The sequence below is a fragment of the Peribacillus loiseleuriae genome, assembly GCF_001183985.1.
In the GTDB taxonomy this organism is placed as follows: domain Bacteria; phylum Bacillota; class Bacilli; order Bacillales; family DSM-1321; genus Peribacillus; species Peribacillus loiseleuriae.
In genome coordinates this window covers 449,556-474,774 of sequence record NZ_LFZW01000001.1, presented here as the reverse complement: position 1 = coordinate 474,774, position 25,219 = coordinate 449,556, and the positions used below count along the sequence as shown (strand labels likewise).

General features: G+C 38.5%; 23 protein-coding genes. 6 read left to right on the top strand and 17 right to left on the bottom strand.

Annotated elements, in window-relative coordinates; genetic code table 11:
- Window positions 1-113 precede the first annotated feature (113 nt).
- From cydS to AC625_RS02215, 3 genes are read right to left on the bottom strand one after another with little or no spacing between them, the layout of a single operon-like run.
- A complete protein-coding gene (gene cydS, locus AC625_RS28425) occupies window positions 114-215 on the bottom strand; it encodes a cytochrome bd oxidase small subunit CydS family protein (RefSeq protein WP_400626655.1) in 102 nt (33 codons plus the stop codon).
- Between the two features lie 11 nt (window positions 216-226).
- Entirely contained in the window at window positions 227-1,240 is a 1,014-nt protein-coding gene (locus AC625_RS02220; protein WP_049679799.1) for a cytochrome d ubiquinol oxidase subunit II, read from the bottom strand.
- A 15-nt stretch (window positions 1,241-1,255) separates the two neighbouring features.
- Window positions 1,256-2,587 carry a cytochrome ubiquinol oxidase subunit I gene (locus tag AC625_RS02215; RefSeq protein ID WP_049679798.1) on the bottom strand — a complete coding sequence of 444 codons (1,332 nt, stop codon included), beginning with the start codon at window positions 2,585-2,587 and terminating at the stop codon, window positions 1,256-1,258.
- A 674-nt stretch (window positions 2,588-3,261) separates the two neighbouring features.
- Between AC625_RS02215 and qoxA the strand changes: the two genes are divergently transcribed.
- The 4 genes from qoxA to qoxD all read left to right on the top strand — a co-directional run bounded on the left by qoxA (window position 3,262) and on the right by qoxD (window position 7,081).
- Window positions 3,262-4,185 (top strand): cytochrome aa3 quinol oxidase subunit II, encoded by a 924-nt coding sequence (gene qoxA / locus AC625_RS02210; protein WP_049679797.1) that lies wholly within the window; start codon window positions 3,262-3,264, stop codon window positions 4,183-4,185.
- Between the two features lie 70 nt (window positions 4,186-4,255).
- Window positions 4,256-6,202 (top strand): cytochrome aa3 quinol oxidase subunit I, encoded by a 1,947-nt coding sequence (gene qoxB / locus AC625_RS02205; RefSeq protein ID WP_049679796.1) that lies wholly within the window; start codon window positions 4,256-4,258, stop codon window positions 6,200-6,202.
- A complete protein-coding gene (gene qoxC, locus AC625_RS02200) occupies window positions 6,202-6,798 on the top strand; it encodes a cytochrome aa3 quinol oxidase subunit III (RefSeq protein WP_049679795.1) in 597 nt (198 codons plus the stop codon). The genes qoxB and qoxC overlap by 1 nt, the downstream gene beginning before the upstream one ends.
- Window position 6,799: 1 nt before the next feature.
- Window positions 6,800-7,081 carry a cytochrome aa3 quinol oxidase subunit IV gene (gene qoxD, locus AC625_RS02195; RefSeq protein WP_049679794.1) on the top strand — a complete coding sequence of 94 codons (282 nt, stop codon included), beginning with the start codon at window positions 6,800-6,802 and terminating at the stop codon, window positions 7,079-7,081.
- Window positions 7,082-7,232: 151 nt separating this feature from the next.
- Here qoxD and AC625_RS02190 read toward each other — a convergent pair whose 3' ends face one another.
- From AC625_RS02190 to AC625_RS02165, 6 genes are all read right to left on the bottom strand, one after another.
- A complete protein-coding gene (locus AC625_RS02190; protein ID WP_049679793.1) occupies window positions 7,233-7,466 on the bottom strand; it encodes a hypothetical protein in 234 nt (77 codons plus the stop codon).
- Between the two features lie 308 nt (window positions 7,467-7,774).
- Complete coding sequence (locus AC625_RS02185; RefSeq protein ID WP_245644900.1) at window positions 7,775-8,992, bottom strand: S1C family serine protease; 1,218 nt, start codon at window positions 8,990-8,992, stop codon at window positions 7,775-7,777.
- Window positions 8,993-9,194: 202 nt separating this feature from the next.
- Window positions 9,195-10,073 carry an aldose 1-epimerase family protein gene (locus tag AC625_RS02180; RefSeq protein WP_049679791.1) on the bottom strand — a complete coding sequence of 293 codons (879 nt, stop codon included), beginning with the start codon at window positions 10,071-10,073 and terminating at the stop codon, window positions 9,195-9,197.
- Between the two features lie 190 nt (window positions 10,074-10,263).
- Window positions 10,264-11,076: a sugar-phosphatase gene (gene yidA, locus AC625_RS02175; RefSeq protein WP_049679790.1), complete on the bottom strand. Its 813-nt coding sequence runs from the start codon at window positions 11,074-11,076 to the stop codon at window positions 10,264-10,266.
- Window positions 11,077-11,246: 170 nt separating this feature from the next.
- A complete protein-coding gene (locus tag AC625_RS02170; protein WP_049679789.1) occupies window positions 11,247-12,653 on the bottom strand; it encodes a sensor histidine kinase in 1,407 nt (468 codons plus the stop codon).
- Complete coding sequence (locus tag AC625_RS02165) at window positions 12,643-13,350, bottom strand: response regulator transcription factor (protein WP_049679788.1); 708 nt, start codon at window positions 13,348-13,350, stop codon at window positions 12,643-12,645. Before AC625_RS02165 ends, AC625_RS02170 begins: the two co-directional genes overlap by 11 nt.
- A gap of 694 nt (window positions 13,351-14,044) precedes the next feature.
- On the opposite strand from AC625_RS02165, the gene AC625_RS02160 reads away from it, so the two are divergent.
- Window positions 14,045-14,803 (top strand): inositol monophosphatase family protein, encoded by a 759-nt coding sequence (locus tag AC625_RS02160; protein WP_049679787.1) that lies wholly within the window; start codon window positions 14,045-14,047, stop codon window positions 14,801-14,803.
- A gap of 311 nt (window positions 14,804-15,114) precedes the next feature.
- On the opposite strand, the gene AC625_RS02155 is transcribed toward AC625_RS02160, so the two are convergent.
- Entirely contained in the window at window positions 15,115-15,753 is a 639-nt protein-coding gene (locus AC625_RS02155) for a hypothetical protein (protein WP_049679786.1), read from the bottom strand.
- Between the two features lie 104 nt (window positions 15,754-15,857).
- Window positions 15,858-17,198: an alkaline phosphatase gene (locus AC625_RS02150; RefSeq protein ID WP_049683547.1), complete on the bottom strand. Its 1,341-nt coding sequence runs from the start codon at window positions 17,196-17,198 to the stop codon at window positions 15,858-15,860.
- A 534-nt stretch (window positions 17,199-17,732) separates the two neighbouring features.
- Between AC625_RS02150 and AC625_RS02145 the strand changes: the two genes are divergently transcribed.
- Window positions 17,733-19,136: a YcdB/YcdC domain-containing protein gene (locus AC625_RS02145; RefSeq protein WP_049679785.1), complete on the top strand. Its 1,404-nt coding sequence runs from the start codon at window positions 17,733-17,735 to the stop codon at window positions 19,134-19,136.
- Window positions 19,137-19,308: 172 nt separating this feature from the next.
- Here AC625_RS02145 and AC625_RS02140 read toward each other — a convergent pair whose 3' ends face one another.
- The 6 genes from AC625_RS02140 to AC625_RS02115 form a co-directional block, all read right to left on the bottom strand.
- Window positions 19,309-20,649, bottom strand: a complete 1,341-nt coding sequence (locus tag AC625_RS02140) for an MmgE/PrpD family protein (protein ID WP_049679784.1) — start codon at window positions 20,647-20,649, stop codon at window positions 19,309-19,311.
- A 17-nt stretch (window positions 20,650-20,666) separates the two neighbouring features.
- Window positions 20,667-21,422 carry an amino acid ABC transporter ATP-binding protein gene (locus AC625_RS02135; protein WP_049683546.1) on the bottom strand — a complete coding sequence of 252 codons (756 nt, stop codon included), beginning with the start codon at window positions 21,420-21,422 and terminating at the stop codon, window positions 20,667-20,669.
- Between the two features lie 5 nt (window positions 21,423-21,427).
- Window positions 21,428-22,099, bottom strand: coding sequence for an amino acid ABC transporter permease (locus AC625_RS02130; protein WP_049679783.1), 672 nt, complete (start codon window positions 22,097-22,099; stop codon window positions 21,428-21,430).
- A 24-nt stretch (window positions 22,100-22,123) separates the two neighbouring features.
- Entirely contained in the window at window positions 22,124-22,924 is an 801-nt protein-coding gene (locus tag AC625_RS02125; RefSeq protein WP_049679782.1) for an amino acid ABC transporter substrate-binding protein, read from the bottom strand.
- A 9-nt stretch (window positions 22,925-22,933) separates the two neighbouring features.
- On the bottom strand, window positions 22,934-23,473 hold the full coding sequence (locus tag AC625_RS02120; protein WP_049679781.1) for a GNAT family N-acetyltransferase: 540 nt from the start codon (window positions 23,471-23,473) through the stop codon (window positions 22,934-22,936).
- Window positions 23,474-23,551: 78 nt separating this feature from the next.
- The gene (locus AC625_RS02115; RefSeq protein WP_156187386.1) at window positions 23,552-24,886 is read right to left on the bottom strand and encodes an LLM class flavin-dependent oxidoreductase; all 1,335 of its coding nucleotides are present in this window, start codon (window positions 24,884-24,886) and stop codon (window positions 23,552-23,554) included.
- Window positions 24,887-25,219 lie beyond the last annotated feature (333 nt).

The following is a 25,219-nucleotide window of genomic DNA, read 5'->3' as shown; positions in this document are numbered from 1 at the left end:
CCAACTTTATCCCGGTTTAACGAACCATCTTTTGGAGATAAAAATCCCGATTGATGGAAGTTTCACTTTAACATTCCGGCTTCCTCTGCCTCATAATCCGGGTACCTTTCTAGTCAACGGTATGTGTCTTTCCCCTTCGCCCCCCAGACAAATAATAGGACGATGGCAATTACAACAATAATCCATGGTGCTACCATAATTAAAAATGTAGTCAAGTAGACACCTCCTATTTCTTTCCTTGTACATACTGGTTGCTAAATACAAACAATCGCATAAGAAGATAGAGCGATGGAATGAGCAATAATAAACCGGCAACAAAGGTAATGATTAAGGCGATGGCCATTGCTTCATTCGTAAACCCATCATAAATCGAGAGGTACGGATAGAGCAGGTAAGGCAGGTGAGCAGCCCCATATCCATAAAAGGCAAAAGCATATTGAAGCATGACGAATATGAACGAAAGACCCAATCTTTGTTTTTTCCAAATGAGATAGACCGCACCAAGGAAAAATAGGCTCGATAGAATGAACATCCAGGAAAGGTCAAGCATACGGCTGAAATGTTCCCAGTTGTGGTGACTGATTGATAAAAATACAAGAAAACTTGCTAGAATGGTGGGCAAACTCCAAGAAAGGGCATATTTTCTCAAAATATCAAAAGCCTCTGTGTCCCCGGCTTTATGCGCATAATACGTTAAAAAGCAGGCAGAGATATACAGCACACTTACAATCGCCAAGATAATAACGGTCCAAGAATAGAAGCTCGTAAATAACCCACTGTAATCCAAAGACACATTACCACCGCTGACATTCAAATATCCCCCCTCTGAAATGGTCAAAACAGTCGATAAGGAGGCAGGGATAAGCAGACCAGTTAATCCGTACAAAAATTGTGTCCACTTTGCCTTTTTTGGACCGTAATGGTGGAATGCGTAATAGGAGCCGCGTATAGCAAGCAGAATCGTCGCAATGCTACCTGGAATAAGTAGAGTTGTCCCATAGTAATAGGCAACCGATGGAAAAAAACCAATTAATCCTACATAAAAGAATACCAGGAATACATTTGTCACTTCCCAAACTGGTGAAAGATAACGATCAATAACTTTATGAACAATGGGCCCTTTTCCCGTTATCGATGTGTAATAGTTAAAAAAACCAGCACCGAAATCAATGGACGCCACAATGACATAGCCGTATAAAAATGTCCATAGCACCGTAATGCCGAGTAGTTCATAGCTCATATCAATGGTTCCTCCCTATTCGATCCCTTGTTTTTTTAATTCCTTCTCAAGCGGGCTCGCTTTAAACACCCTTTTGAGCACAATAATGATAGAAATGGCCAAAATGAGATAAAGCAAAATAAATAGATAAAGCATCGTATCGACATGGTTTGATGTTGTCGCAGCTTCTGCGGTGCGCATAAATCCTCTTATGATCCATGGTTGACGGCCTTGTTCTGCCATGAACCAACCGGCTTCAATTGCAAGCATCGCAAGCGGCCCGCCCACGATAATAGCGCTTAATAATGGCTTGTTAAATTCATTCCATTTTTTCCTGTATTGCATGCAAAAGTAGATAAAGGCAACAAGAGCAAGAAACATGCCGATTGTAACCATCCAGTCAAAGTAATAATGGACGACCAAAGGAGGCCAATCCTCGACTGGAAATTCCTCCAGACCTATTACTTCCGCCCCTGGAATTCCATGCGCCAGAATACTTAGTGCATATGGAATTTCGATAGCCTTGCTAATTTTATTGTTTTCATCTAAGGAACCAGCAAATATTAACGTCGCTCCTTTTTCTGTTTCAAAATGCCACTCGGCTGCTGCCAGCTTTTCTGGTTGATATTGAGCCAGGTATTTCCCTGATAAATCCCCAATCAAGGCCGTACAAATGGCAAAGGCAAGGGCGACAGTCATCGATAATTTCAATGCTTTTTTATGATATACATGGTCCCTGCCTCTTAAAATGGAAAAGGCTGCTATTGAGGCCAAAATAAAGGCAGCAGTTAAATAAGAAGATGCCAAAACATGCGTTACCTTTGTTGGTGTGGCTGGATTGAACATCGCCATAATAGGATTCACATTTGTTAATATGCCATTTTCATAATTAAAACCAATAGGTGAATTCATGAAGGCATTAACAGTTGATATAAAAAAGGCTGAAGCTCCACCACCTATAAAAACAGGGATTAATAAGAGAAAATGTGCATATCTGCTCTTAAACCGATCCCATGTATAGAGATAGATCCCCAGGAAAATGGCTTCAAAGAAAAAGGCAAATGTCTCCAAGAATAAAGGCAGCGCAATGGTATGACCAGCCGCTTCCATAAAATTCGGCCACAATAAGCTGAGTTGTAGGGAAATCGCAGTCCCGGTAACCACCCCAACAGCAACAGAGATGATATACCCTCTAGTCCAACGCCTTGCAAGCACATGGTAATGCAAGTCATTCCGTTTAATTCCGATCCATTCTGCTAACGCAATTAGAAGCGGAATACCAACTCCTAGGGTAGCAAATATGGTATGAAAACCTAACGTGGTACCGGTTAAAATTCTGCTATATAAAACGGGATCATACTCGACCAATCGTGAATCCTCCTTTACTTCATATTAAAAATAGCAATTAGATAGATGCAACATACACCGCATTCGTATATTCCTCAGAAGTCGCCTAATGACAATAGGACCTTCAAAGACAATTCGTACATGGTCTAGCAAAAACTTTAGTAATTCTTCTAACTCTTTTTTATTGCTACTCGTCCGCTGCCCAAGACTGTATATGTTACTTTTTGACTTTTCTTTAATAATTATTCATATCCCATAAAGTTGCCCATTTTTTCTTAAAACTCCTTATCTATTGTTAGCATCACTGCTCTTACTAGTCCCCCTTATAAAGTGAAACTCCCATTAGTAAAAAACATTTGGGCGGATTACTAAATAAAAAAAAGCAGAGATCCTTTACGGCTTCTGCTTCTCTATATATTATATTAATGTAATTTTTTCTATGGTCCGTCCATTCGATATCACATGATTTCAATCAGGAATATCCCTAAACCCTATCATCATATTCCAACATCTTCAATTAATCCAATTTATCTCCTCAACGGCCACTATTTCTCAACATTTTCATGAACTTTTTGTGACATATTTATCTTTTGATTGTATTTTTATATAGATGGTAATAAGATAGAAGCGTCAGTTTGTGAAACAGTTAACACTTTATCTAAATAACTAGAAATATAAGGGAAAGGGGTACTACTATGAAGTTAAAATGGGCTCTATTAGCCATGATTTTCACGGTTGCTGCTGTGCTATCTGGTTGTGAACCACTACTGGTCTTGGACCCTAAAGGGCCGCAAGCTAAAGTGCAAGCCGATGATATTATGTTATCCATCTGGATCATGTCTGGTATTGTTATTGTTGTTTTTGCAATTTTAGTATTCGTGTTAGTTAAATACCGCGCTTCTAAACAGAGTGCAGATTATGAACCTCCACACATTGAAGGGAATATGTTTGTAGAAGCAATTTGTATTGGTGTTCCAATTATCATTGTCATTTTCCTTTCTGTTATGTCTGTTAAGAGTAACTATGAAGTAGAGGCCACACCGAAGGGATACGAAGGTCAAGAACCATTAGTCATTTACGCTTCATCTTCTAACTGGAAATGGCATTTTAGTTATCCTGAAGAAGGTATCGAAACCGTTAACTATGTAAATATCCCAGCAAATCGCCCACTTGAATTCAAGCTTTATTCATTCGGGCCAATTACTAGCTTCTGGATTCCACAACTTGGTGGACAAAAATACGCAATGGGTGACATGGTTACAACATTACATTTAGCAGCATACGAACCTGGTGAATTAATGGGCCGAAATGCAAACTTCAGTGGAGAAGGGTTTGCTGAAAATACGTTCGATGTTGAGGCAATGTCCCAAGCTGACTTTGATAAATGGGTAAAAGAAGTGCACGATACAGCTAAACCTCTTACTGAAGAGAAATTTAATGATTTATTAGAACCTGGACATCTTGGACGATCCACATATACTGGAACGCATTTAGAATTCTCACCAGCTCCAGAACATCATCATGATTCAGCTGATTCTGATAAGGTTTCAGAAGAAGGCAACCACCATCATGAATCAAGTGATTCTTTGAAAGAAGAAGATCACAGTCATCATCATTAATAGGTTACACATATACTAATCACTCGTTTTATATGAAAAGCAATATAATCTTGGAAGGAGTCAAAAAAGTATGGATTTCTTTGATCGCTTTGCCGTACCGCATCCAAGCTTTTTGATATACGCATCAATGGTTGCCATCGGTCTTACTGTTATTGCGGTTCTCGTAGGCATAACCTATTTTAAAAAATGGGATTATCTATGGCGTGAATGGTTAACAACAGTAGACCATAAACGGATCGGTATTATGTATCTAATTTCTGCTTTACTTATGCTATTCCGCGGTGGCGTAGATGCTATTATGTTACGTGCTCAACTTGCCATTCCTGATAATAAATTACTAGAATCTCAGCATTATAACGAAGTATTCTCAACTCATGGGGTCGTTATGATTCTCTTTATGGCTATGCCATTTATTATGTTCTTTTTTAATTTCGTCGTACCATTACAAATTGGTGCCCGTGACGTAGCCTTCCCACGTCTAAACGCCATAAGCTTCTGGCTATTCTTTATGGGTGCGATGCTATTCAACATCTCATTCGTAATTGGTGGTTCACCTGATGCAGGTTGGACTTCTTATTTTCCGCTTGCAGGGAATGATTTTAGTACTTCTGTAGGTTCGAATTATTACATGATTGCAATTCAGATAGCTGGTATCGGTACTTTAATGACGGGTATCAACTTCATCACGACTATTTTTAAGATGAGAGCACCTGGCATGAAATTAATGCAAATGCCGATGTTCACATGGTCTGCTTTAATCTCTAACTTAATCATTGTTTTTGCTTTCCCTGTATTAACCGTATTACTTGCAATGGGTACAATGGATCGTTTATTCGATACAAAATTCTTTGCAATTGGTGACGGTGGTTCAGATATGCTTTGGGCCAACCTATTCTGGGTTTGGGGACATCCTGAAGTATATATCTTGATCTTGCCGGCATTCGGTTTATTTAGTGAGATTATCTCGACCTTTGCACGTCGCAATCTTTATGGGTATAAATCCATGGTTGCTTCAATGGTTGTTATCTCTGCCTTTTCATTCTTTGTGTGGGCTCACCATTTCTTTACGATGGGGCAAGGGGCACTTGCAAACAGCTTTTTCTCCATTACAACGATGGCGATTGCTGTTCCAACTGGGGTTAAAATCTTCAACTGGTTGTTCACCCTTTGGAAAGGGAAAATTGAATTTACTACTCCAATGCTTTACGCGATGCATTTCCTTCCGCTGTTCACACTTGGTGGGGTAACAGGGGTTATGCTTGCGATGTCAGCTGCGGATTATCAATATCATAATACAATGTTCTTAGTTGCTCATTTCCATAACGTGATTATCCCTGGTGTTGTATATGCAATGCTTGGTGGTCTTACGTACTACTGGCCAAAAATGTTCGGATTCATGTTAAATGAGAGAATCGGTAAATGGACAGTATGGTTAATGTCCATTGGATTCGTTTTAGCATTCATCCCAATGTATATTACTGGTTTAGACGGTCAAGCACGCCGAATGTACACGTACTCTGAAGCAACTGGATTTGGTCCATTGAATATGGTTGCATTTATCGGAGCAGGTATTATGGCCATTAGTTTTGCGTTACTTGTGTACAATATCTATTATAGCGTTCGTTACTCACCACGGAATATCGGTAACGATCCATGGAATGCACGTACTCTTGAGTGGGCTACTCATACTCCAGTACCGGAATACAACTTCGCGGTTATGCCGCAAGTTAAATCAACTGAAGCATTCTGGGATGCTAAGAAAAATGGCCACGAAATATTTAAAGGTAAAATCGAAAAAATTCATATGCCGAATTCTAGCGGTTTACCATTTATTATGAGTTGTATCTTCTTCGTCTTTGGATTTAGTATGATCTTCAGTATCTGGCCACTTGCCATTATTTCGTTACTCGGTATCCTAGGTTGTCTGGTATACCGTTCGTTCGAAAAAGATCATGGACATTACATCCCTGTAGAAGAAATTGAAGAAACAGAAACAAAATTGCGAGGTGCTAAATAATGAAAATTGATCACTCGCTTCCACTTGAATATAGCACGGAAGAAAACCGGTTAAAAATCTTTGGTTTTTGGATCTTCCTAGGTGCCGAAATTATGCTTTTTGCAACGCTCTTCACGTCTTACTTCGTGTATGAGAACCGTTCGGGCAATGGTCCTACCGGTGCAGAAATCTTTGAACTATCACCAGTATTAATGGAAACAATCTTGCTTTTAGCAAGTAGTTTTACTATTGGTCTTGGTATTCACGCCATGCGCTTAGGCAAACAAAAAGCCATGATGTCCTTCTTTGCGGTAACTCTTGTTCTAGGTTTAGGGTTCTTAGGATTTGAAATTTTCGAATTCACAACATATATACACGAAGGCGCTGGACTGAGCACTAGCGGATTCACATCCATGTTATTAACAACGTTAGGAACACATGGACTGCACGTAACATTAGGTTTCTTCTGGGGATTATTTATTATCCTACAAGTGAAAAAACGTGGATTGACTCCTGAAACAGCCAATAAATCATTCATTTTCTCTCTTTACTGGCATTTCCTAGATGTAGTTTGGATCTTTATCTTTAGCTTCATCTACTTGAAAGGAATGATGTAATATGAAAGAATTATTCCCAATAAAACAAGTAATGGGTTTTGTATTCTCGTTAATCCTTACAGCAGTAGCTCTATTGGTTTACTTCGTAGATATGTCATTTACAGCAGGCATGACGATTCTTCTTGTGACTGCATTCGTACAAGCAGGCCTTCAACTCGTTGTATTCATGCATGCTGGTGAAACAGAAGATAAAGCTGCCATTTATTCAAACGTTTATTTTGGTATATTGGTTGCTTTAGTTACCATTTTCGGGACATTGTTAATCTTTGTCTGGGATATGTAATCCAAAAGATCAACTTAAAAGAGGGCGTATTACGCTCTCTTTTTTTTAAAAGGCGCAGCCATTTGTTTCATCATATCAACTACACCTATTCAACATCTATATGACCATTTAATATTCACGTTCTTATTATTCTTATTAAACCAATCCATTATCAAGGCAGTATCTTTTTCCCCTGCTTACAATTTGTCACCATCTCTTCAGAAGCTACTAGAAACATTCCCATCAAGAAGATAAAAACAGCGCCCATCACTGTACCAATCCCAATCCCCATCACAGGTTTGTAATCGCTTACAAAGGAACCGTATAAAAAAATTGCAATTCCCATTGTAAGTAGGATTACCCCTACATACTTCGTAGCGTTTAACAACTTCAATCTAGATTCCATTTTAATCATCCTCCTTATATATATATTATTCACCTTGTTCACAGAATTGTCAAACTATTTCTATATTTTCGGAATAATTTTATTGACAATTATATATGAATCGTATTTTTCGCTTGGTGGCACCCTCTACTATTATAAACTTGAACCATAATTCTCATACAACCATTTATTCTTGTACTTGAAATGATCACGACAGCAGCTGATATATGTTTCAAAGTGCCTTTCATCCATTCAAATTAAAGGGCACATCTCAAAAAAAAATGGCCCTAGCTACTAAATCGCAGCCAGAGCCATTCATTTCAATGTTGTTATTGTGATTGTCCTAATGTAACATGTAATGTTAATTTCTGATTTCCACGATACACGTCCACACTTACTTTTTCATTCACTTTTGCTTCTGTATAAAGATATTTTCTAAGTTCCATAGCGCTCTTTATTTCTTTTCCATTCATCGCAGTAATGATATCCTCCTGCTGTAAGCCGCCTTTTTCTGCAGCAGATCCATTTGCCACATCTGTGACCATGACTCCAGCCTTCACATTTTGAGGAATGTTTTGTGCGTATGCTTGTGGAAGTTCTGCTAAATCAGCAAGGCCCACTCCTAAATATGGACGTGTCACTTTTCCTGTTTTAATCATTTCGTCCACAATTGGAATCACATCATTACTTGGAATAGCAAATCCGAGGCCCTCGACACCATTTACGGATATTTTTAAGCTATTAATTCCGATTACTTCACCTTTAGAATTGATTAGGGCTCCCCCGCTATTACCTGGATTGATTGCAGCATCAGTTTGGATGACGTTTAATCCCCATGTACCGCTTGATGTATCCACGTCAATGGTTCTTTCAGCGGCACTAATGATTCCTTCAGTAACCGTTCTAGAAAAATCAAGACCGAGTGGATTCCCAATTGCTACAACCTGCTCACCGGCACGGACCGTACTTGAATCACCAAATTTAATTTCACCCGGAGCTAATGAAGCATCAATTTTCAAAACAGCCAAATCAGTTAAAGCATCGGAACCGACGATTTCTGCCGTTGTGGTCTTACCATTATATAACGAAACCTCAACCTTTGATGCACCTTCAATGACATGATTATTCGTTACAATATAGGCGTTCTTTCCATCAATTTTATACATGACACCTGAACCTGTTCCACTTTCTACTTCCTGCGAGTTCAGTGCAAATCGGTTGGCCGATTGTTGATAATTGACGACTCCAACAATGGCCTTCGAAGCCGATTCAACCATATCTGCAAGGCTTGGTGTTCCTGTATATGAGGTTGTTTGAACGTTTATGCCATTATCCTTTGTTATATCTTTTTCTACTGCTTTGGTAGCTTGATTTTCAGTAGGGGCTGTAGTGCCTGGGAAAAGCTGATCTCCCGCTGTTACAAAAATCGTTGCCGTTAAAACGGAACCAATTAATCCAGAAACAATCGTTTGCCCCCAGCCCGCTTTTCCTTTTTTTTGTGGTTCTCTTTGTGAAGATGTATTTGTTTCAATTTGATGTTCCTCCATACGGACCATCCTCCTTGTTTCTTTCAATTTATTTGTTACATTCATCATACCCAACAAATATGACGAATTTATTAACAAAGAATGAAACAAGGGTGAAATATTATATGATTCTATTCTCTAGAATATAAGACATGCTCATCCCGGTTTGACAGGATGTAAGTATAAAAAAGAGGGGTCCTAAATAAAAAGAATCTTAGTTCCTCTAATTAAACTTCATTCCATACTCAACTTGGAACGTTTCCCCTGCTTCTAGCCGATTCACTCCAAATTTCTCCTTCAAGTTCCCTGATGTATCATGCGTGTCAGCAATGCCGTACCATGGTTCAATGCAGACAAACGATGCCATTGTACGATCTGTCTCGTTATATTTCGACCAAATGCCAACGAACGGAAAATCCTTGAATGTTAGTTCGACACCATGACTCGATTTTTGAGATGTCAGTCTCATGTGATCGATATGGCTGTATACTAGAGCGTCCTGTGCAAATAAAGAAGGCGTGAGCGAAATCTTGTGAAAATCTTGAGCTGGCCCTTTCTCATGGATTAAAGAATCTTTTAGCTCATATTCAATGACTTCCTTATTAGATGCAGGTGTAAGCTTCAATATGTAATCCTCAATCTTCTCATTTTCTAAAAGTGGAAGCTTAAACGCTGGATGTGCACCAATGGAAAAATACATTTCTTCCTTATTTTCATTCACGATTTCCCAGCTTACAATTAGCGAATCTTCTTTAAGCTTATAATGAATATAGACCTTAAATTCATATGGATATACATCTGTAAATTGTCCAGCAGACTCGATTACAAAGGAAACAGAGTCTGTTTCCTGTTTGTCCACTTCGAAAACATTATCACGTAAAAAACCGTGCTGTGACATTTTGTACGTATTGCCATCTAGATGGTACTGGTTCTCTTTTAAACTTCCGACAATCGGAAATAAGACTGGTGAAACACGTCCCCAATATGCGCTATCCCCTGACCACATATAATCCAGTCCATTTTTCTTATGCTGTACTTCTCGCACTTCTGCTCCATTTCGTGAAATACTTACCTTCAACCAATTATTTTCAATTTTAACCATCATCTAATACCCCTCATTTCTTTGATGTTTCTTATTTTTTATCATATCAAAAAACTCCTCCCTAGTTAAAGGAAGGAGTCTAAATTTGTCTTAGATTGTCGAACTTTATTAAAATACGGCAGAACCTCAGTTTAAAACCAGATACTTATTAACCATTCACATGGCAGGGAAAAATACCCCACATCTAGAGCTAACGCGTCAGTACAAGCTCGTGAATGGCATACGCAACCCCATTTTCATTATTGGAGCGAGTTTGAAAATTAGCCGATTTCTTAACCTCAGGAATGGCATTCTCCATAGCCACACCACAGCCAGCGTACTCGATCATTGACAAATCATTACCATTATCACCTATACTCATCACCTCTTGCTGCTTGATCCCTAGTTTTTCTGCTAGTTTCTTGACAGCATTCCCTTTGCTAACTTCTGGATGTAAGATTTCTAAGAAATAAGGTGTACTCTGAACCATCATGTACTTTTCTTTTATTGACGCCGGAATTGCAGCAATCACTTTGTTTAAACGCTCAGGTTCATCAATAAACATGATTTTCGGCAGCAAAATATCTGTTGGAATCTCTTCAATCTTGCGGTAACATAAAGGGATTTGATTGATAAACGATTCAAGCACTGTGTATTCACTGATATTTGTATTCGGTGTATAGACATTCTCTGCATCAAAAAATTGCATAGGAGTGTCTAGCTCTATACTAAGTTCATAGAGCAACTTTAAATCCTCATATCCAAGTGACAGCTCAGATACGATCTCATTGGTATGAGTATTTTGAACGAGAGCACCGTTATAGGCAATCACGTAATCTTCCTCTTCATCTAGCTTAAGATCTTTCAAGTACCGGCGCATACCACCGATGGGACGGCCGGAACAGAGAACGATTTTCACACCTTGCTCTTTTGCTCTATGTAGCGCGTCTCGTACGTCTGCTGTTACTTCATGATGATCATTTAATAAGGTCCCATCCATGTCGATGGCAATGATTTTATACACGATTTTCCACTCCTCTTACTCATTTGACACTATCTCGATGGAAAGATTCTCCACAGTCTCTTCACCTAAAGCTATTTCATATTATAGGCCATAGTGCTTCGTATTATCTACATATTGAATCCTATTAGCTGCTTTGTTTCAGATTGATAACTAGTCACCTTTGCAACTATTTATTTTACTGGCAATTGAATCGTAAAGATCGTTCCCTTGCCTTCCTCACTTTCCACCTCAATTTCACCATCATGAAGCTGGACAAGCTTTTTAACGATGGATAAACCGAGACCGAATTCTCCATAGGGATTGCTAGTTCGAGACAAGTCAGCTTTATAAAAGCGATGCCAGATTGCTTCAATATCTGCTGGATTAATCCCAGAACCTGTGTCTTCAATTTCAATAATGGTCAAATCTTTCCCTACTTTACCCCGGAGCCATATCGTTCCATTTTCGGTAAACTGAATACTGTTTTTGGTAATATTAATTAAGATTTGCATCAGTCTGTCATAATCCGCAAAAACCAATAAATCTTTAGGAACATCAAGTTTAATCCTGTTATTCTTATCTTCTGCCTGAAGGGACAGATGTTCTTGAATGACTTCCAATACTTCTTGAAGCTGGAACGTTTCTTTGGTTAACACGACTTGATTGGATCGAATTTTTTCATAATCTAGATTTTCATTCACTAACCGGATTAATCGCTTCGTCTCTTGATTCATCAGACTAATTCCCTTCATTTTTTCTTCCTCAGGAATTAAGTCATCCCGCAATCCTTCTATCATTCCGCTTATCGTGGTTAATGGCGTTCGCATTTCATGAGATACGTCTGCCATGAATTGACGCCTGCGGTTTTCAAGACTTTCAATTTCTTCATTGGAGTTCTTTAACTTCCGTGCCATCTCATTGAAATCATTGCCTAAGTCACCGATTTCATCAAAGCTGGAGGATGGAACATGGACATTATAATTCCCAGACGAAATCATCGAAGTAGCTTCACGAATACGTTGAATTCGATTCACATGGAGTTTAGACAAAAACCAGCTTAATAGTAAGGATACCGTTAAAGCGATAATCACGGTAATGAATAAATAATTGTTCACTTCACTAATCATTTCTCGTGTACCACTTACCGGAGCATAAAGAACAATGACTCCGAGTAAATTCCCACGTTGGATATACGGTAACAATACAACCGACATTTCTTGTATAAATCGTTTGCCTTCATGGCGAATAATGACCGTTTCACCATTTGAAAGCTGGGAATACTCTTTAGCAGTCAGCTCGAAACTTTCAAGTGGACCAATATTAGGCGTTAACAAGTTCAAGTGTTGATCAAACACACTAAAGTAAATTTTTCGTGCATCTAACACGTTTGCGTATTGATTTAACGTAGCAATCTGCCTTCTCGGATCTGCTTCAAACTTCGCTAAAATGGTTTGTCCATATTCAATCAGTTCATCTGTTTTATTTTTATAGACTAGATTTTCTACATAATTAGCAAACAGTAAACTTAAGATAACAAACGCCACAAGTAAAATGCTAATATGGCTCACAAGCAATTGATACACATACTTAATTCTCATCAACCGTCACCGTTTCATCAAACTTATAACCGACTCCCCAGACAGTATGAAGCATCGGCTGAGCGTTTAAGCCTATCTTGCCCCGCAGACGTTTAATATGCACATCAACCGTTCGCTCATCTCCGTAAAACTGATAGCCCCATACCCGTTCAAGTAGCTGCTCACGCGTGAAAACCTGGCGCGGTGATTGTATAAAATAGAGAAGTAAATCAAATTCCTTCGGTGTTAAGTTGGGGATTAATTCACCATCTAGAAATACTTCCCGTGTATCACGATTTATTGTAAAATGGGTTGTTTCAATAATAGGATCCTCTGATCGTTCTGACTGATTATCCTTCTGCGATCTTCGCATCACTGCCTTAATTCTCGCCATCAATGCTAGAGGGCTGAAAGGCTTAGTCACATAATCATCCGCCCCTAGCTCAAGCCCAAGGACCTGATCAGATTCACTATCCTTCGCTGTTAGCATAATGATCGGTATTGTACGATTCTCTTCCCTGATTTTACGACAAATACTGACCCCATCCATCCCAGGAAGCATCCAATCCAAAATAATTATATCCCAATCACCCGTTTTGTAGCGATTGTACCCATCTAATCCATTCATCACGAACTCACCGTGTAATCCTTCTTTCGCAAAAAACATTTCAAGCATCGAACAAACTGCTTCATTATCTTCTACGACTAAAATATTCACATCTTCACTCTCCTCACCTAGTCCTTCTTTCTTTTACGTTACGTCTAATTCTACATATTTTCAACTACTATCTACTGCTTTGTTTGAATAAAAAATCTTAGAATTGTGAAGGTAAATTTTCATACGGACATGTTAAATTGAGACATGAATAATAATCGGCCCACTCATTTGTCTATTAGGTTATTCTTGCTTTGGTAAAGAGTTATATTGGATTGTTTCGCTTTTTCTACATAATTTTGCAGGATTCTATACAGAGATTTGTCGAATTAGTAAAGGAGAGAATCGACACATGTAAAAACCTAAATAAAGTGAAACTTCAATCAGTGAGATTTGCTTCATCCCCACTGATTGTTAGTCCCGTTCTACTGTTGCTAAATCTTCGATAAAGCGATACTTCGAACCCGAATCAATGAACACAGACTAAGTACGCCGCGTCCTGCGGCAACGTCTGTGTGACCCACATCCTGTGGGCGCAAACTTTACCTCTGCTCACGCATCGGCAAGTTTCACTGTATCTCACCAATCGGGCTTTTACTTTAAAAAGCGAGGCGACTGCCTAGCCCCGACAAGCATAAGGCAGTTATCCCCACCTTCGCTTCTTCGATTCCTCTAAGCTTTGAGGTGGGGAGCTTACTGCCCGTTAATGCGGGATAAAGAGTTTTAGTAGGATTTTTTTGAAAAAGGAGAAGAAGACATGTATAAGTCATATTTAGATTTTGCTATTCAACTTGGGAAAGACGCAGGACAATTCATTCTGCCACACGCAGGAAAAGCGGGTCAGCAAACTGTGAAAGCAGCAAAAGACTTTGTAACAGAAATGGATATTCAAGTGGAAAACCTTATCATTCGCCGAATTAAAGAACAATATCCAACTCATCGGGTTTTCAGTGAAGAAGCGGGGAGTATTGAAGGAACTGAAGATTTTGAATGGGTTATTGACCCCATTGACGGTACGGTGAATTACAGTGTCGGGGTTCCGCTGTATGGGGTTTCTATTGCGCTTACGTACCAAGGTGATCCTGTAGTTGCTGTTATTTCACTTCCAGGTTTAGATGAATTGTTTTGGGCGGCAAAAGGAGAAGGTACTTTTTTAAATGGACAACCGATTCTAGTTAGAGATGCTTCTATATCTGAAGCCTTTGTATCAGTAGGAGACTTCGCAAAGGATGGAAACAAAGAAAGCAATCGGGAACGATTGCTATTGTTAGAAAACATCGTAAATGATGTGTACAGAATTCGGATAATCGGTACAGCTGCTGTTACATTAGCTTATATCGCTGCAGGTCGATTAGATGCAGCGATTTACTTAAACCCAAACTGGTATGACGTCGCAGCTGGCCAGTTACTAATTACTGAAGCTGGTGGAATACAAAGCAGCGCGGGAAATCACACAATATTTTCCACTAAAAAAGTAGTAGACGAATTAAAAAATCTTATTCTTGTGCAAAAATAACCCTTTGCCAACAAGAAAATAGTGTAAACTTTTAATAAAATACCTTTTGTTAATAAACGAAACCGTCTGTCATAGGAACAGGCGGTTTTTTTCAAACGACAGTATACATTTTTCCTATGCGTTTTGATGCCTAGTGAAAGCAGCCCAAGTCGTTTGCGACAAGCGTGCTATCTGGGAAGAAAACCACTTTCTATATTCTCAAGGTCCCGATGACTTCCAATCTATATATTGAACGCTTAATCATCGGACAAAAGTTTTATCGTTGAGCCACAAAAAAAAGCATGAAGAAAAAGCTCTACACCTTTTATTGGTTAAAACTTAATCTTTATTGTTTGAGAGTCATTTATTTTATTTTCAGCTTTATCGAATACATCACTTGTTGTTAATTCAATCCATTCAAGGTCATTTGAAGAGTCAATAATAAAACCTAAATTCCCCTTTTTTGTTGAGTTTCCTTCTATTTCACCGTTTAATTCTTCTAGATATATGTCTTTCTCCCAATCTAATTTCACACCTGAGCTTGTTTCAATCAGGGCGATTGGTGCGAAGTTTATTTTTTCATCGGAAGTATTTTCGATTTCGACAAATACTTTTACGAAATTAAATTCCTCATCATGTGTCAACACATGAAAATAATCAATAAGACTATAATCTGGTCTTAAATGAATGAGTTTCATATCTTTCACACTAAGTCGGATTGGACCAATTTCATAAGTTTCATTGACGAGATTGATTGCCTTCAAAGTTGCTTCACCTTTTTCATCGGAAACGGATTGACCAACTTCTAGTAAAGATCGATCATCTGGTACCTGTGGATTTGAATCGTAATCATTCAAATATTCATTTTTTTGTTGTTTTTCTTTTTCAGGAATTTCACTATTACTTACATCATTTGAACAGCCAAATAATAATAGTGCTAAAAGTGTTAGAAGACCCAGATATTTTTTCAAAAAACTCACCCTCCAATTGATCAATCAAAAAAAGAAGGGCTGACTTAAAGCTACGTGTCAGCCCCTTTCGCTCTCTTTGTCATGTTTTCTTTGTAAAGCCAAATTTATTTATCGTTAATAACGGTTGGTTTTTTTCCTTTTTCTATAATGTCAAAGATGATTTTTGCATTATCTGTGTTATCAATTTGTCCTGCAAATCGTTCAGATGAAGGTCCATAAGCATATACAGGAACATCTTCACCCGTATGACCCCCAGTAGTCCAGCCAGTGTTAGAGCGAGTGTCAAAGATTTTTTCGATTGCATTATCAATATCGACTTCTTTTTTACTAGCAGCATCTTTAACAGATTGAATTTCCTTTGCCGCTAAATCAAGATCAATGTATTTTTTCAATGTTTCTTCTACACCAGCACCATTTGCGATTTGATTCGCCATGAAATCAGGTGTACGTTTTGCTGCTTTAATTGGCTCACCAAACCAGTTGTAGATTCCATTTGCACCAATCGAATAACCGCCAGTAGAGTGGTCAGCCGTTGCTACAACTAATGTATGCTTATCTTTTTTCGCAAAGTCAATCGCTGCTTTAAATGCTTTTTCAAAGTCTTCCATTTCACTCATTGCACTAACGATATCATTATCATGACCAGCCCAGTCAATTTGGCTTCCTTCAATCATTAAGAAAAAGCCATCTTTGTTTTTATTCAAACGATCAATTGCAGAATTTGTCATTTTTTCTAAAGAAGGAACGTCTTGTGTACGGTCAAGCATTTTCGGTAGTCCTCGTTCTGCAAATAATCCAAGAACCTGTTTATTTTTATCTTTTGAAAGCTCGTCTGTATTTGTTACATAGCTAAATCCATCTTTTTTGAATTCATCTACAAGATTACGATCTTTACGTATAAATAAATCCGTTCCGCCACCAAGAAGAACGTCTATCTTATGTTTACCATTTACTAATTCATCGAAATAATCATCTGCAATCCCATTCATGTTTTGACGGCTAGGATCATGCGCACCAAATGCTGCTGGAGTGGCATGAGTAATTTCTGATGTAGCTACAAGTCCAGTTGCTTTCCCTCTTTCTTTTGCAGCTTCTAGAACCGTTTTCACCTCAGTTTTATCATTATCTACTGCAATAGCATTATTATATGTTTTAATACCAGCAGACATAGCTGTTGCAGCCGAAGCAGAGTCCGTTACATTTTGCGCTGGATCTTCTGGATACGTCATTTGCTGGCCAACAAGATATTTATCAAGCTCCGTACGATCTACAAATTTCGAGCTCGGACTGTCTTTTAAATAACGATAAGCAGATGTATAAGAAACGCCCATCCCATCACCAATAAGAAAGATGACATTTTTAATTTCAGCATTGTTCTTCTTTGTTTCTTTTGCTTCAGCGATCGAAAAGGTCGTTCCTAAACTACTCAAAGCAACAGTAGACATAACGGCTAAAGGGAGTAGCTTCTTCTTCAATTTTTTATTAAACACGGATCATACCTCCTAATTTTATGCTATAAATGAATTGTAAATTCATAACTTTAATTCCTTATCATAGGTTTGTAATGATATTGTAAATCCCACTAATTAAGTAAATAGAATCAAAGTAAGGGGAATGTTTTACTGTAACTAATATACAAACGAGACATTCTACCTACAAAAAACTATTTTATTTATTTAACAACATCTAGTTTTTGAGAAGCGGTAGTACGTTATGATTAGATTTTTCTTTAAAAAGATTTACACAAATTTACGTAATAGTTATTTCCCTAACAAAAAAGGATAAAAAGACTGCTCAGGGCACCAAAATCTGTTCATCTTTAATATCTTACTCTACTTTCACTTTATAGAATTAAGAGGGAACTCCATATATTCGACATTTTAAACTGGATATATTTAGTTTAACCATGTCTTTCTCTTACCTTATAATAGGATATAAAACTTCAACAGATAGACCATTTCGGATCGGAGGGATTAAATGTGGATAAAGATAGACTTAGACAGCATGCTCTACAAATTGGGAATGTTTCAAGTGACTATGAACTTGAGATTGAGGATTTTAGAGAAGAGCATCGAGTGGCGCTGTTTGTCTGGAAGTCGACTCATGATGCGGAACAAGGAATATGGATAGAATTAGACGGTGAGGGCCATTTACTCCATTATGATCAATACAAGCCAAAGATACACCATTTCCCTTTACAAGAGGAAGAACTTTTAGAAAAGTCACTTCAGTTTGTCTCCCATCATTATCCGGGTGCTCTAAAAACGTTCATCCCTGAAAAAAGTAAAACACTTTCCAACGGAATACGATTTTCTTATGTTCAAATGGAGCTTGGATTGCCGCTTAAAATGACTGGATTTTATGTAGATGTGGCATTTAGCGGAGACATTATTTCATTCCGTTATTACGGTGAGGCGAAGGATATTAGGCTTCCTGGAGAAATTTTGGACAAGGTATGGGTAAAGCAATCGTTTTTGGCTGAGGTAAAAATGAACCTGCTTATTGCGAAACTAAGTCCTGACGTATATGAAAATGTCAGTCATTCACTTCGCCTTGTCTATGAACCAGATTGTCCTTTTTACACCCATTCTGCTGATCGTTTAGCAGAAAAAAATGTTGAGAACGAAAACGCAGAAGAGTACGATATTGGCTATCTTCCACTTTCCGATAAGTTACCCGGTTATCCTGATATTTATAAGGTTATTGGATTCGATAAAAATGCGTTAACGAAGCTCCGAGAAGTAGAAGTAGATGATGAAGTTGTGACCGTTTGGCATCTAGATCCCCTTCATTCTGTAAACCATTCCCTTAGCCTTGACAGCTATTTTCAAAGAAAAACGGAAAATATGTTGAAAATTAGAACTGAGAAACAAACTGGCAAGATAACAGGGTTGTTTAATTTTATGGATACTGAAGGACCACTGTCATTATCCAACGAAGAATGCAGAACAATCGCTCTAAAATTTCTATACACATTGTATCCAAATGCAGATCAGTATTTCCGTATTGCTAGCCCAAATGAAGATGAAGAAACGACTCAATACGAGTTCCATTTTTCCATCTATCATAAAGGGATCTCAACACATTTTGGTCTCTGTCACATCACTGTCAATAAAACGACAGGTCTCATCACGCATTATATGGCACCTGACATTGATGTCAATCGTTTAGAAGATATCTACGTACAGCCCACTTTGTCTGAAGAAGAGGCAAAGTCCCTTTATATAGAAAACCTCGATTTTGAATTAGCATGGAATAAAAGTTACGAAGAAAATCAGCATGAATTTTACGAACTCATCTATCGTGTTTCATTTCCAAAGCTTCATGGCGATATTCGCTTTATTGATGCTCGTTCGGGTGGAAAGATTGTTGCAAGGATTTAATACAAGTGCATAGAGAAAGTATCACTGCTCCTTTTTCTTAGGTTCGAATTGAATGATAAACAGAGGCAGACTAAAGTATGTTGATTTTACTTAGCTCGCCTCTGTATTTGTGTAGATGCATATATTTCGATTTTGACGTATAAACCCTAAATTTGAGTCATACCAAATCGACTTAAATATTCTGTTCAATTTCTTGAAAGACTCCAAGTGTTGTCCGATATAGGTTGTGGGTAGCTGCAATCAACATCTCCGCTTTTGCTTCATCTCCCACCGCACGCAACAGTTTTTCTCGTAGTTCTGCTTTATTCAAAGGGTTTCTAGGACTTCCCTTAGGCGTATCGATCCTCTTTGACAATACTTCTCCACTGTTAGTCGTCACATCAACAATCGTAAAACGTCCCGCAGGTATCGCAGCTTCTGAAGGTTTGATGGACGCGTCATTCTCTCGAGTTATTTTTTGAACGGATTCTCTCCACACAGATGGGATGGGTTTAGATTCGAAGAAGGAAAAAGTTAACGGTTTACCTGTCAAAGCAAGCCAGACAATATACTCAATCGAAAATCTTCCTTCCTCTCCAGTCGCAGGATTCTTGTAAATCAAAGCGGCATCTCCATTCGGTGGAAAGCGAATGTTGATCGCTTGAATAGCTTCCTCCGATAATTTATACTTTTCATGTAAAAACACTGCTGCATCCGCACCATGAGCCGCCGCTGAACAAAACGGGTACTGTTTAAACCATAATCCCGGTTTGACAATACGCCACGAATCACCCCAATTCACCGCCACATCATACACAATATTTTCCGTGTAAACCTCAAAAAAACCAAGCTTTTCATTTAAAAAATCTGGATTACTATGCAATCCAGCGCGAATCCAATCAGCCGACTTTACAGCATTCTGTGCAGCAATCCCAACATGAAGCGGCTTCACGACCGTTCCAAATTGAATGCGTAAACCACAAGCCTGAGTTGCGGCTAAACTCATCGTTTCCGCAATCAACCGTGGCGAATACTCACGTAAATACGCAATCGCCCCAGCTGCGGCAATTACACCAAGTGTAGCTGTATTATGCCACCCTTTTGTATAATGATAGGGATTCATCGCTTCACCAAATCGAGCCATAATCTCCACACCAACCACATATGCAGCTAAAAACCTCTCCCCAGATGTATCAGGATCACCTGCTGCAAACAAAGCGGCTAAAATAACAGCACTGGGATGCCCACGCACATCTGAATGGACATCATCATAATCCAACAAATGAGCTTGAAGACCATTGAATAAGGCCGCTTGGGCCCTTGTTACCTGAATGCTTTTTCCAATCAGCCAACTCTTCCCGTTTCCACCTTCCTCCAAAATCATTTCAACTATAAGAGCTGGTTCTTTTTCGTTTTTCGCCTGGTAAGAAGCGGCAATGAAATCTATTATCCCTGCTATAGCTGCCTCTTTAACTTCAGTATTTACGAGCGGATTAGAATGATAAATTGCTTCTGCTAATCTCTCAGTTTTCATCACTAGCACTTCCTTTATTACCTCTCGACTACGTCCAATTCATCCACCAGCTGTCGTAAGAATCGCTGTGTCCTCGGATTTTCAGAATGGTCAATCACTTGCTCTGGCGTTCCTTGTTCAATGATTTTTCCATCGGCCATAAAAATAACTTTATCCGCAACTTCCTTTGCAAATTGCATTTCATGAGTCACAATGACCATAGTTGTATCTTGATCAGCCAATTGACGGATTACTTGTAACACTTCATTTACCAATTCTGGATCCAGTGCTGACGTGGGCTCATCAAATAAAATAGCGTGCGGCTTCACCGCCAATGCTCGGGCAATACTAACACGTTGTTGTTGTCCGCCAGACAATGTAATCGGGTATTGTTTTGCTTGTTTTTCTAAGCCGACTCGCTTCAATAACTCTTCTCCAATTTGAATAGCATTTTCTTTTTTCATTTTTTTACTGACAATCAACGCTTCAATTACATTTTGCAAAGCTGTCTTATTTTTAAAAAGATTATAATGTTGAAAGACCATCGCTGTTTGTTGCCTTAATTGGTAGGCGTCTCTGGATTTGTAGTTTAGTGTATCTAATTTCACGTCATTGATTTCAATTGTGCCTCCATTTGGCTCTTCCAATAAGTTCAAGCAACGTAAAAGCGTGGATTTTCCAGAACCTGATGGGCCAATAATGGCCACAACTTCTCCCTTTTCTATGTCCAAATTAATGTCATTCAACACGAGTACATTGCCAAATTGTTTTTTTAAATTTCTTACTTTTATCATCATGATCACCTTCTAAGTGGTTTACTAAGCCAAATTTCCAAATATTTTTGTCCCCAAGAATAAAGAATAATCAATAGCCAATAAACCAATCCAACTGCCAAATACGTCTCGAAGAAACGCATAGAAGCGGAAGCGATCATTTTCCCTTCAGCAAATAGCTCCGTTATACCAAGTGTAAAGGCAAGCGATGTTTCCTTAGTTAAGGAGATAAACGTGTTCCCTGTTGCCGGTAGCGCGTTTAAAGCCGCTTGCGGTAGAATAATGCGGAAATAAATTTGCGATTTCTTCATCCCAACCGCTAGACCAGCTTCCATTTGCCCTTTTTCTACAGAATTCAATCCAGCTCGAAAAATTTCCGCTAAATAAGAAGATTCTTTCAAACTAAAACCAATAATTGCTGCGGTCATGGCCCCCATCGTTGTCAATGAGGGGAATATTTGTGGCAAACCATAATAAATGATAAACAACTGCACCAATGTTGGCATTCCCCGGAATAAGGAGATGTACAAACTGGCTAAATGGGAAAGTCCAAAAATATGGCTGTTTCGTATCAAAGCAATGACGAGTCCAATCACGATTGCGAAGAACATCGAAACCACTGCCAAAAGTAGAGTAATAGGAAGATATTTGATTATTCCAGGTAAAACCTCCAACATATAACTAAGATCAAAATTCATGACGCTTTAAGACCCCCGCTAGGTTTATTCTTTGGTGATATCTTCGCCAAAATACTTCTCCGACAATGTAGCCAGCGTTCCATCTTCTTTTAACTTTTCAATTTCCTTTGTGAATTCTACTTGTATTTCCTCCCCCTTTTCCGTTTTAGCAAAAGGATATCCCACGCTTTCAAATGCAACGGGATCACCAACTAATTTCAAAGGAAGATCGTTTTTCTTAATTTCTGCAAGCAAGATTGGACGCGAATTAATATAACCTTCTACACGATTGTTAATTGCATCTTGCATAGCACCATCACGTGTTTCATAAGTACGAATTTCAATTTCACCTTTTGTATCATATTTTTGTAAGTTTGCAAGATTGTTTGAACCTAGTACACCTGAAACTGTTTTTCCTTTTAAATCATCTAATGTTTTAATCGCTTCATTTTTTGTGCTTGTTACAATTTGTGCGCCATAATAACTGTATGGCTCTGTGAAATTGAATTTCTGTTGACGTTCCTCCGTCATCGCAACAGCATTTGCTACCGTGTCTAATTTACCAGAGTCTAATTGTCCCATTAAACCACTAAAATCTGTTGTCACCCACTCTACTTTGTATCCAAGGTTCTTAGCGATTAATTCTGTAAGCTCTACGTCAAAACCAGTTAACTTGCCATTATCTTTATACCCATTTGGAAAGCTTTGACCGGTTGACCCCACTTTAAGTGTTTTTTCTTGTTTCTCATCCACTTCTGTTGCTTGCTCTTTATCAGAATTTCCACATGCAGCAAGCAGCACCATCATAAGTAAAGATAAAGCAAATACTAATGTCTTTTTCATCATTTTTCTCCTCTATTTCGTAATTGTTTCATCATGTTTTTCTGCCCATGCTTGATATAAATCCGGTTGCAAAATCTTCCGAAAATATATCGTTAAATGACCTTTTCCCAAGTCTTTTTGACCAATTTCTACAAATCCATTTTTTTCGTACATTTCCTTAAGCCAAGGATGTTTATCTGCTGTACCAAGTGTCACCGCCGGAAGTTTCAGCTGTTGCTTCAAAACTTCTTCTTCTAATAATGCCAGTGTTTTCTTGCCTATCCCTTGACGCTTATAATCCGGATTGGTGGCAAACCACCCAAGGTGTGGTAATGCAAGTGGACCAGGATTTAGTCCCCAAGGAAAGCGAAGCGATATAGTAGAGAGGAACGTTCCATTTTCCTCCAATACATACGCAGTATTTTCTGTTAGATGTTTAACGACTTCCTCTTTCGTTGCTGTTGCTGCCGAGAAATGAATATCCAACTCTCGTATACTCGCGTAAGCATCTAAGGTTAAACGTAAAAATTGATCCGCTTCTTCTACTCGTACTTCCCGAAATATTTGACTCATCGTGGCCTCCTTTACTCCAGTAGCTTGCTCTTTGGATTCATCATTTTAATTGGATTATCCTCCAATGGATAAGCATAGCTATGGCTTATTTATAAACTGATTTTCTGGTTTAACCAAGCCAAGATTCCCTCTCAGTGTGGTACTTTCATACTCAGTTCTAAAAATCCCTTTTGATTGCAATTCAGGCACAACCTGTTCAACAAAATCTGTTAACGAATCTGGCAAAAGTGCCGGCATAATATTAAAACCGTCCGCCGCTTCTGACATCACCCAATTTTCAATTTTGTCTGCAATTTGTGTTGGGGTACCAATCGCAATATGGTGTCCACGTGACCCCGCTACCCATTGGTAAGTCTGACGTAAAGTTAGATTTTCATTTGTCGCTCGTTTGACTATCAAATCATATTTGCTTCGAATACTGTCCACATTGTCCGGCAATGAGATATCAGCAAAAGGCGTATCCAATGGAATACTTGAAAAGTCCATATTTTCAAAATACCTTCCTAAAATCGCCAAGCCCATTTCCGGAATAATTAATTCTTGCAATGCTTCATACTTTTCTTGCGCTTCTTTCTCCGTCTGCCCTACAATCGGGAACAATCCTGGCATAATACTCATACTTTCTTTTTCTCGTCCTAAAGCAATCATTTGGCTTTTCAACTCATGATAGAAAGAAATAGCGTCCGTTTGATTTTCCTGAGCAGTAAATACAATCTCAGCATGTTTAGCGGCGAGAGCTTGTCCATCACCGGAAGATCCAGCTTGTACAATGACCGGATGTACTTGTGGAGATTGGGAAATATTCAAAGGTCCTTTGACAGAGAAAAATTCACCTTTATGATTGATTTCATGAAACTTACTTTCATCCAAAAACTGGCCTGACTTTTTATCAATACGTAAAGTATCTGCTTCCCACGAGTCCCACAATTTCTTAGCTACTTCAACAAATTCAGTCGCTCTTTTGTAACGAAGGCTGTGCTCTAAATGCTCTGATTTATTAAAGTTCTCTGCAGTTGAACTAAGTGAAGTTGTGACTACATTCCAACCAGCACGGCCCGAGCTAATGTGATCCAAAGAGGCAAATTTTCGTGCAACATGAAATGGTTCTTCATAGGTGGTCGATGCTGTTGCAACTAAACCGATATTGGAAGTCTCAGCCGCAAGATAGGATAACAATGTCAACGGCTCAAATCTTGACAAGATATTCGGATGCGAATCTTTCGCAACCGATAAGCTATCTGCTAAAAATAATAAATCAAATAAGCCCTTTTCAGCTGTTTGTGCTAATCCTTTAAAATAATCTACGTTCATTGCCGCATTCGGAATAGCATTTGGATGTCTCCAAGAAGCAACATGATGCCCTGTTCCAGCCAAAAATACGCCAAGTTTTACGGATTTCTTCTTCATATGCAAATAGCTCCTTCATGTACTAATCATATGGTATTCCGATAATTCTTCCTATACTTACTGTTTTACTATGGATTATAATTAGAATAAAACCCACTTCTCATTAGAAGAGGGTCTCCTCTACCTATTATTTGCTTAAATATCTCATCGGTACGGACTTTGCCGTCATTAGACACATTTGTAGCTTTTTTAATATAGAAATATACCTTTAAAGATTAGCATTCCGAATAGCAGATTGTCAATTAATAATATTCTAAATAAATATTTTATTTAGAATAACTAGTTTTACTTACATCTATTTATCTACTGAATTTGTAGTCAACTTAACATATTTGGAAA

Excerpts from the sequence above, each read along its gene's own strand:
- AC625_RS02220 (WP_049679799.1), bottom strand. The coding sequence starts at position 1,240 with ATGAGCTATGAACTACTCGGCATTACGGTGCTATGGACATTTTTATAC.
- qoxA (WP_049679797.1), top strand. The coding sequence starts at position 3,262 with ATGAAGTTAAAATGGGCTCTATTAGCCATGATTTTCACGGTTGCTGCT.
- qoxB (WP_049679796.1), top strand. The coding sequence starts at position 4,256 with ATGGATTTCTTTGATCGCTTTGCCGTACCGCATCCAAGCTTTTTGATA.
- qoxC (WP_049679795.1), top strand. The coding sequence starts at position 6,202 with ATGAAAATTGATCACTCGCTTCCACTTGAATATAGCACGGAAGAAAAC.
- qoxD (WP_049679794.1), top strand. The coding sequence starts at position 6,800 with ATGAAAGAATTATTCCCAATAAAACAAGTAATGGGTTTTGTATTCTCG.
- AC625_RS02190 (WP_049679793.1), bottom strand. The coding sequence starts at position 7,466 with ATGGAATCTAGATTGAAGTTGTTAAACGCTACGAAGTATGTAGGGGTA.
- AC625_RS02185 (WP_245644900.1), bottom strand. The coding sequence starts at position 8,992 with ATGGAGGAACATCAAATTGAAACAAATACATCTTCACAAAGAGAACCA.
- AC625_RS02180 (WP_049679791.1), bottom strand. The coding sequence starts at position 10,073 with ATGGTTAAAATTGAAAATAATTGGTTGAAGGTAAGTATTTCACGAAAT.
- AC625_RS02170 (WP_049679789.1), bottom strand. The coding sequence starts at position 12,653 with ATGAGAATTAAGTATGTGTATCAATTGCTTGTGAGCCATATTAGCATT.
- AC625_RS02160 (WP_049679787.1), top strand. The coding sequence starts at position 14,045 with ATGTATAAGTCATATTTAGATTTTGCTATTCAACTTGGGAAAGACGCA.
- AC625_RS02150 (WP_049683547.1), bottom strand. The coding sequence starts at position 17,198 with ATGTCTACTGTTGCTTTGAGTAGTTTAGGAACGACCTTTTCGATCGCT.
- AC625_RS02140 (WP_049679784.1), bottom strand. The coding sequence starts at position 20,649 with ATGAAAACTGAGAGATTAGCAGAAGCAATTTATCATTCTAATCCGCTC.
- AC625_RS02135 (WP_049683546.1), bottom strand. The coding sequence starts at position 21,422 with ATGATAAAAGTAAGAAATTTAAAAAAACAATTTGGCAATGTACTCGTG.
- AC625_RS02130 (WP_049679783.1), bottom strand. The coding sequence starts at position 22,099 with ATGAATTTTGATCTTAGTTATATGTTGGAGGTTTTACCTGGAATAATC.
- AC625_RS02125 (WP_049679782.1), bottom strand. The coding sequence starts at position 22,924 with ATGATGAAAAAGACATTAGTATTTGCTTTATCTTTACTTATGATGGTG.
- AC625_RS02120 (WP_049679781.1), bottom strand. The coding sequence starts at position 23,473 with ATGAGTCAAATATTTCGGGAAGTACGAGTAGAAGAAGCGGATCAATTT.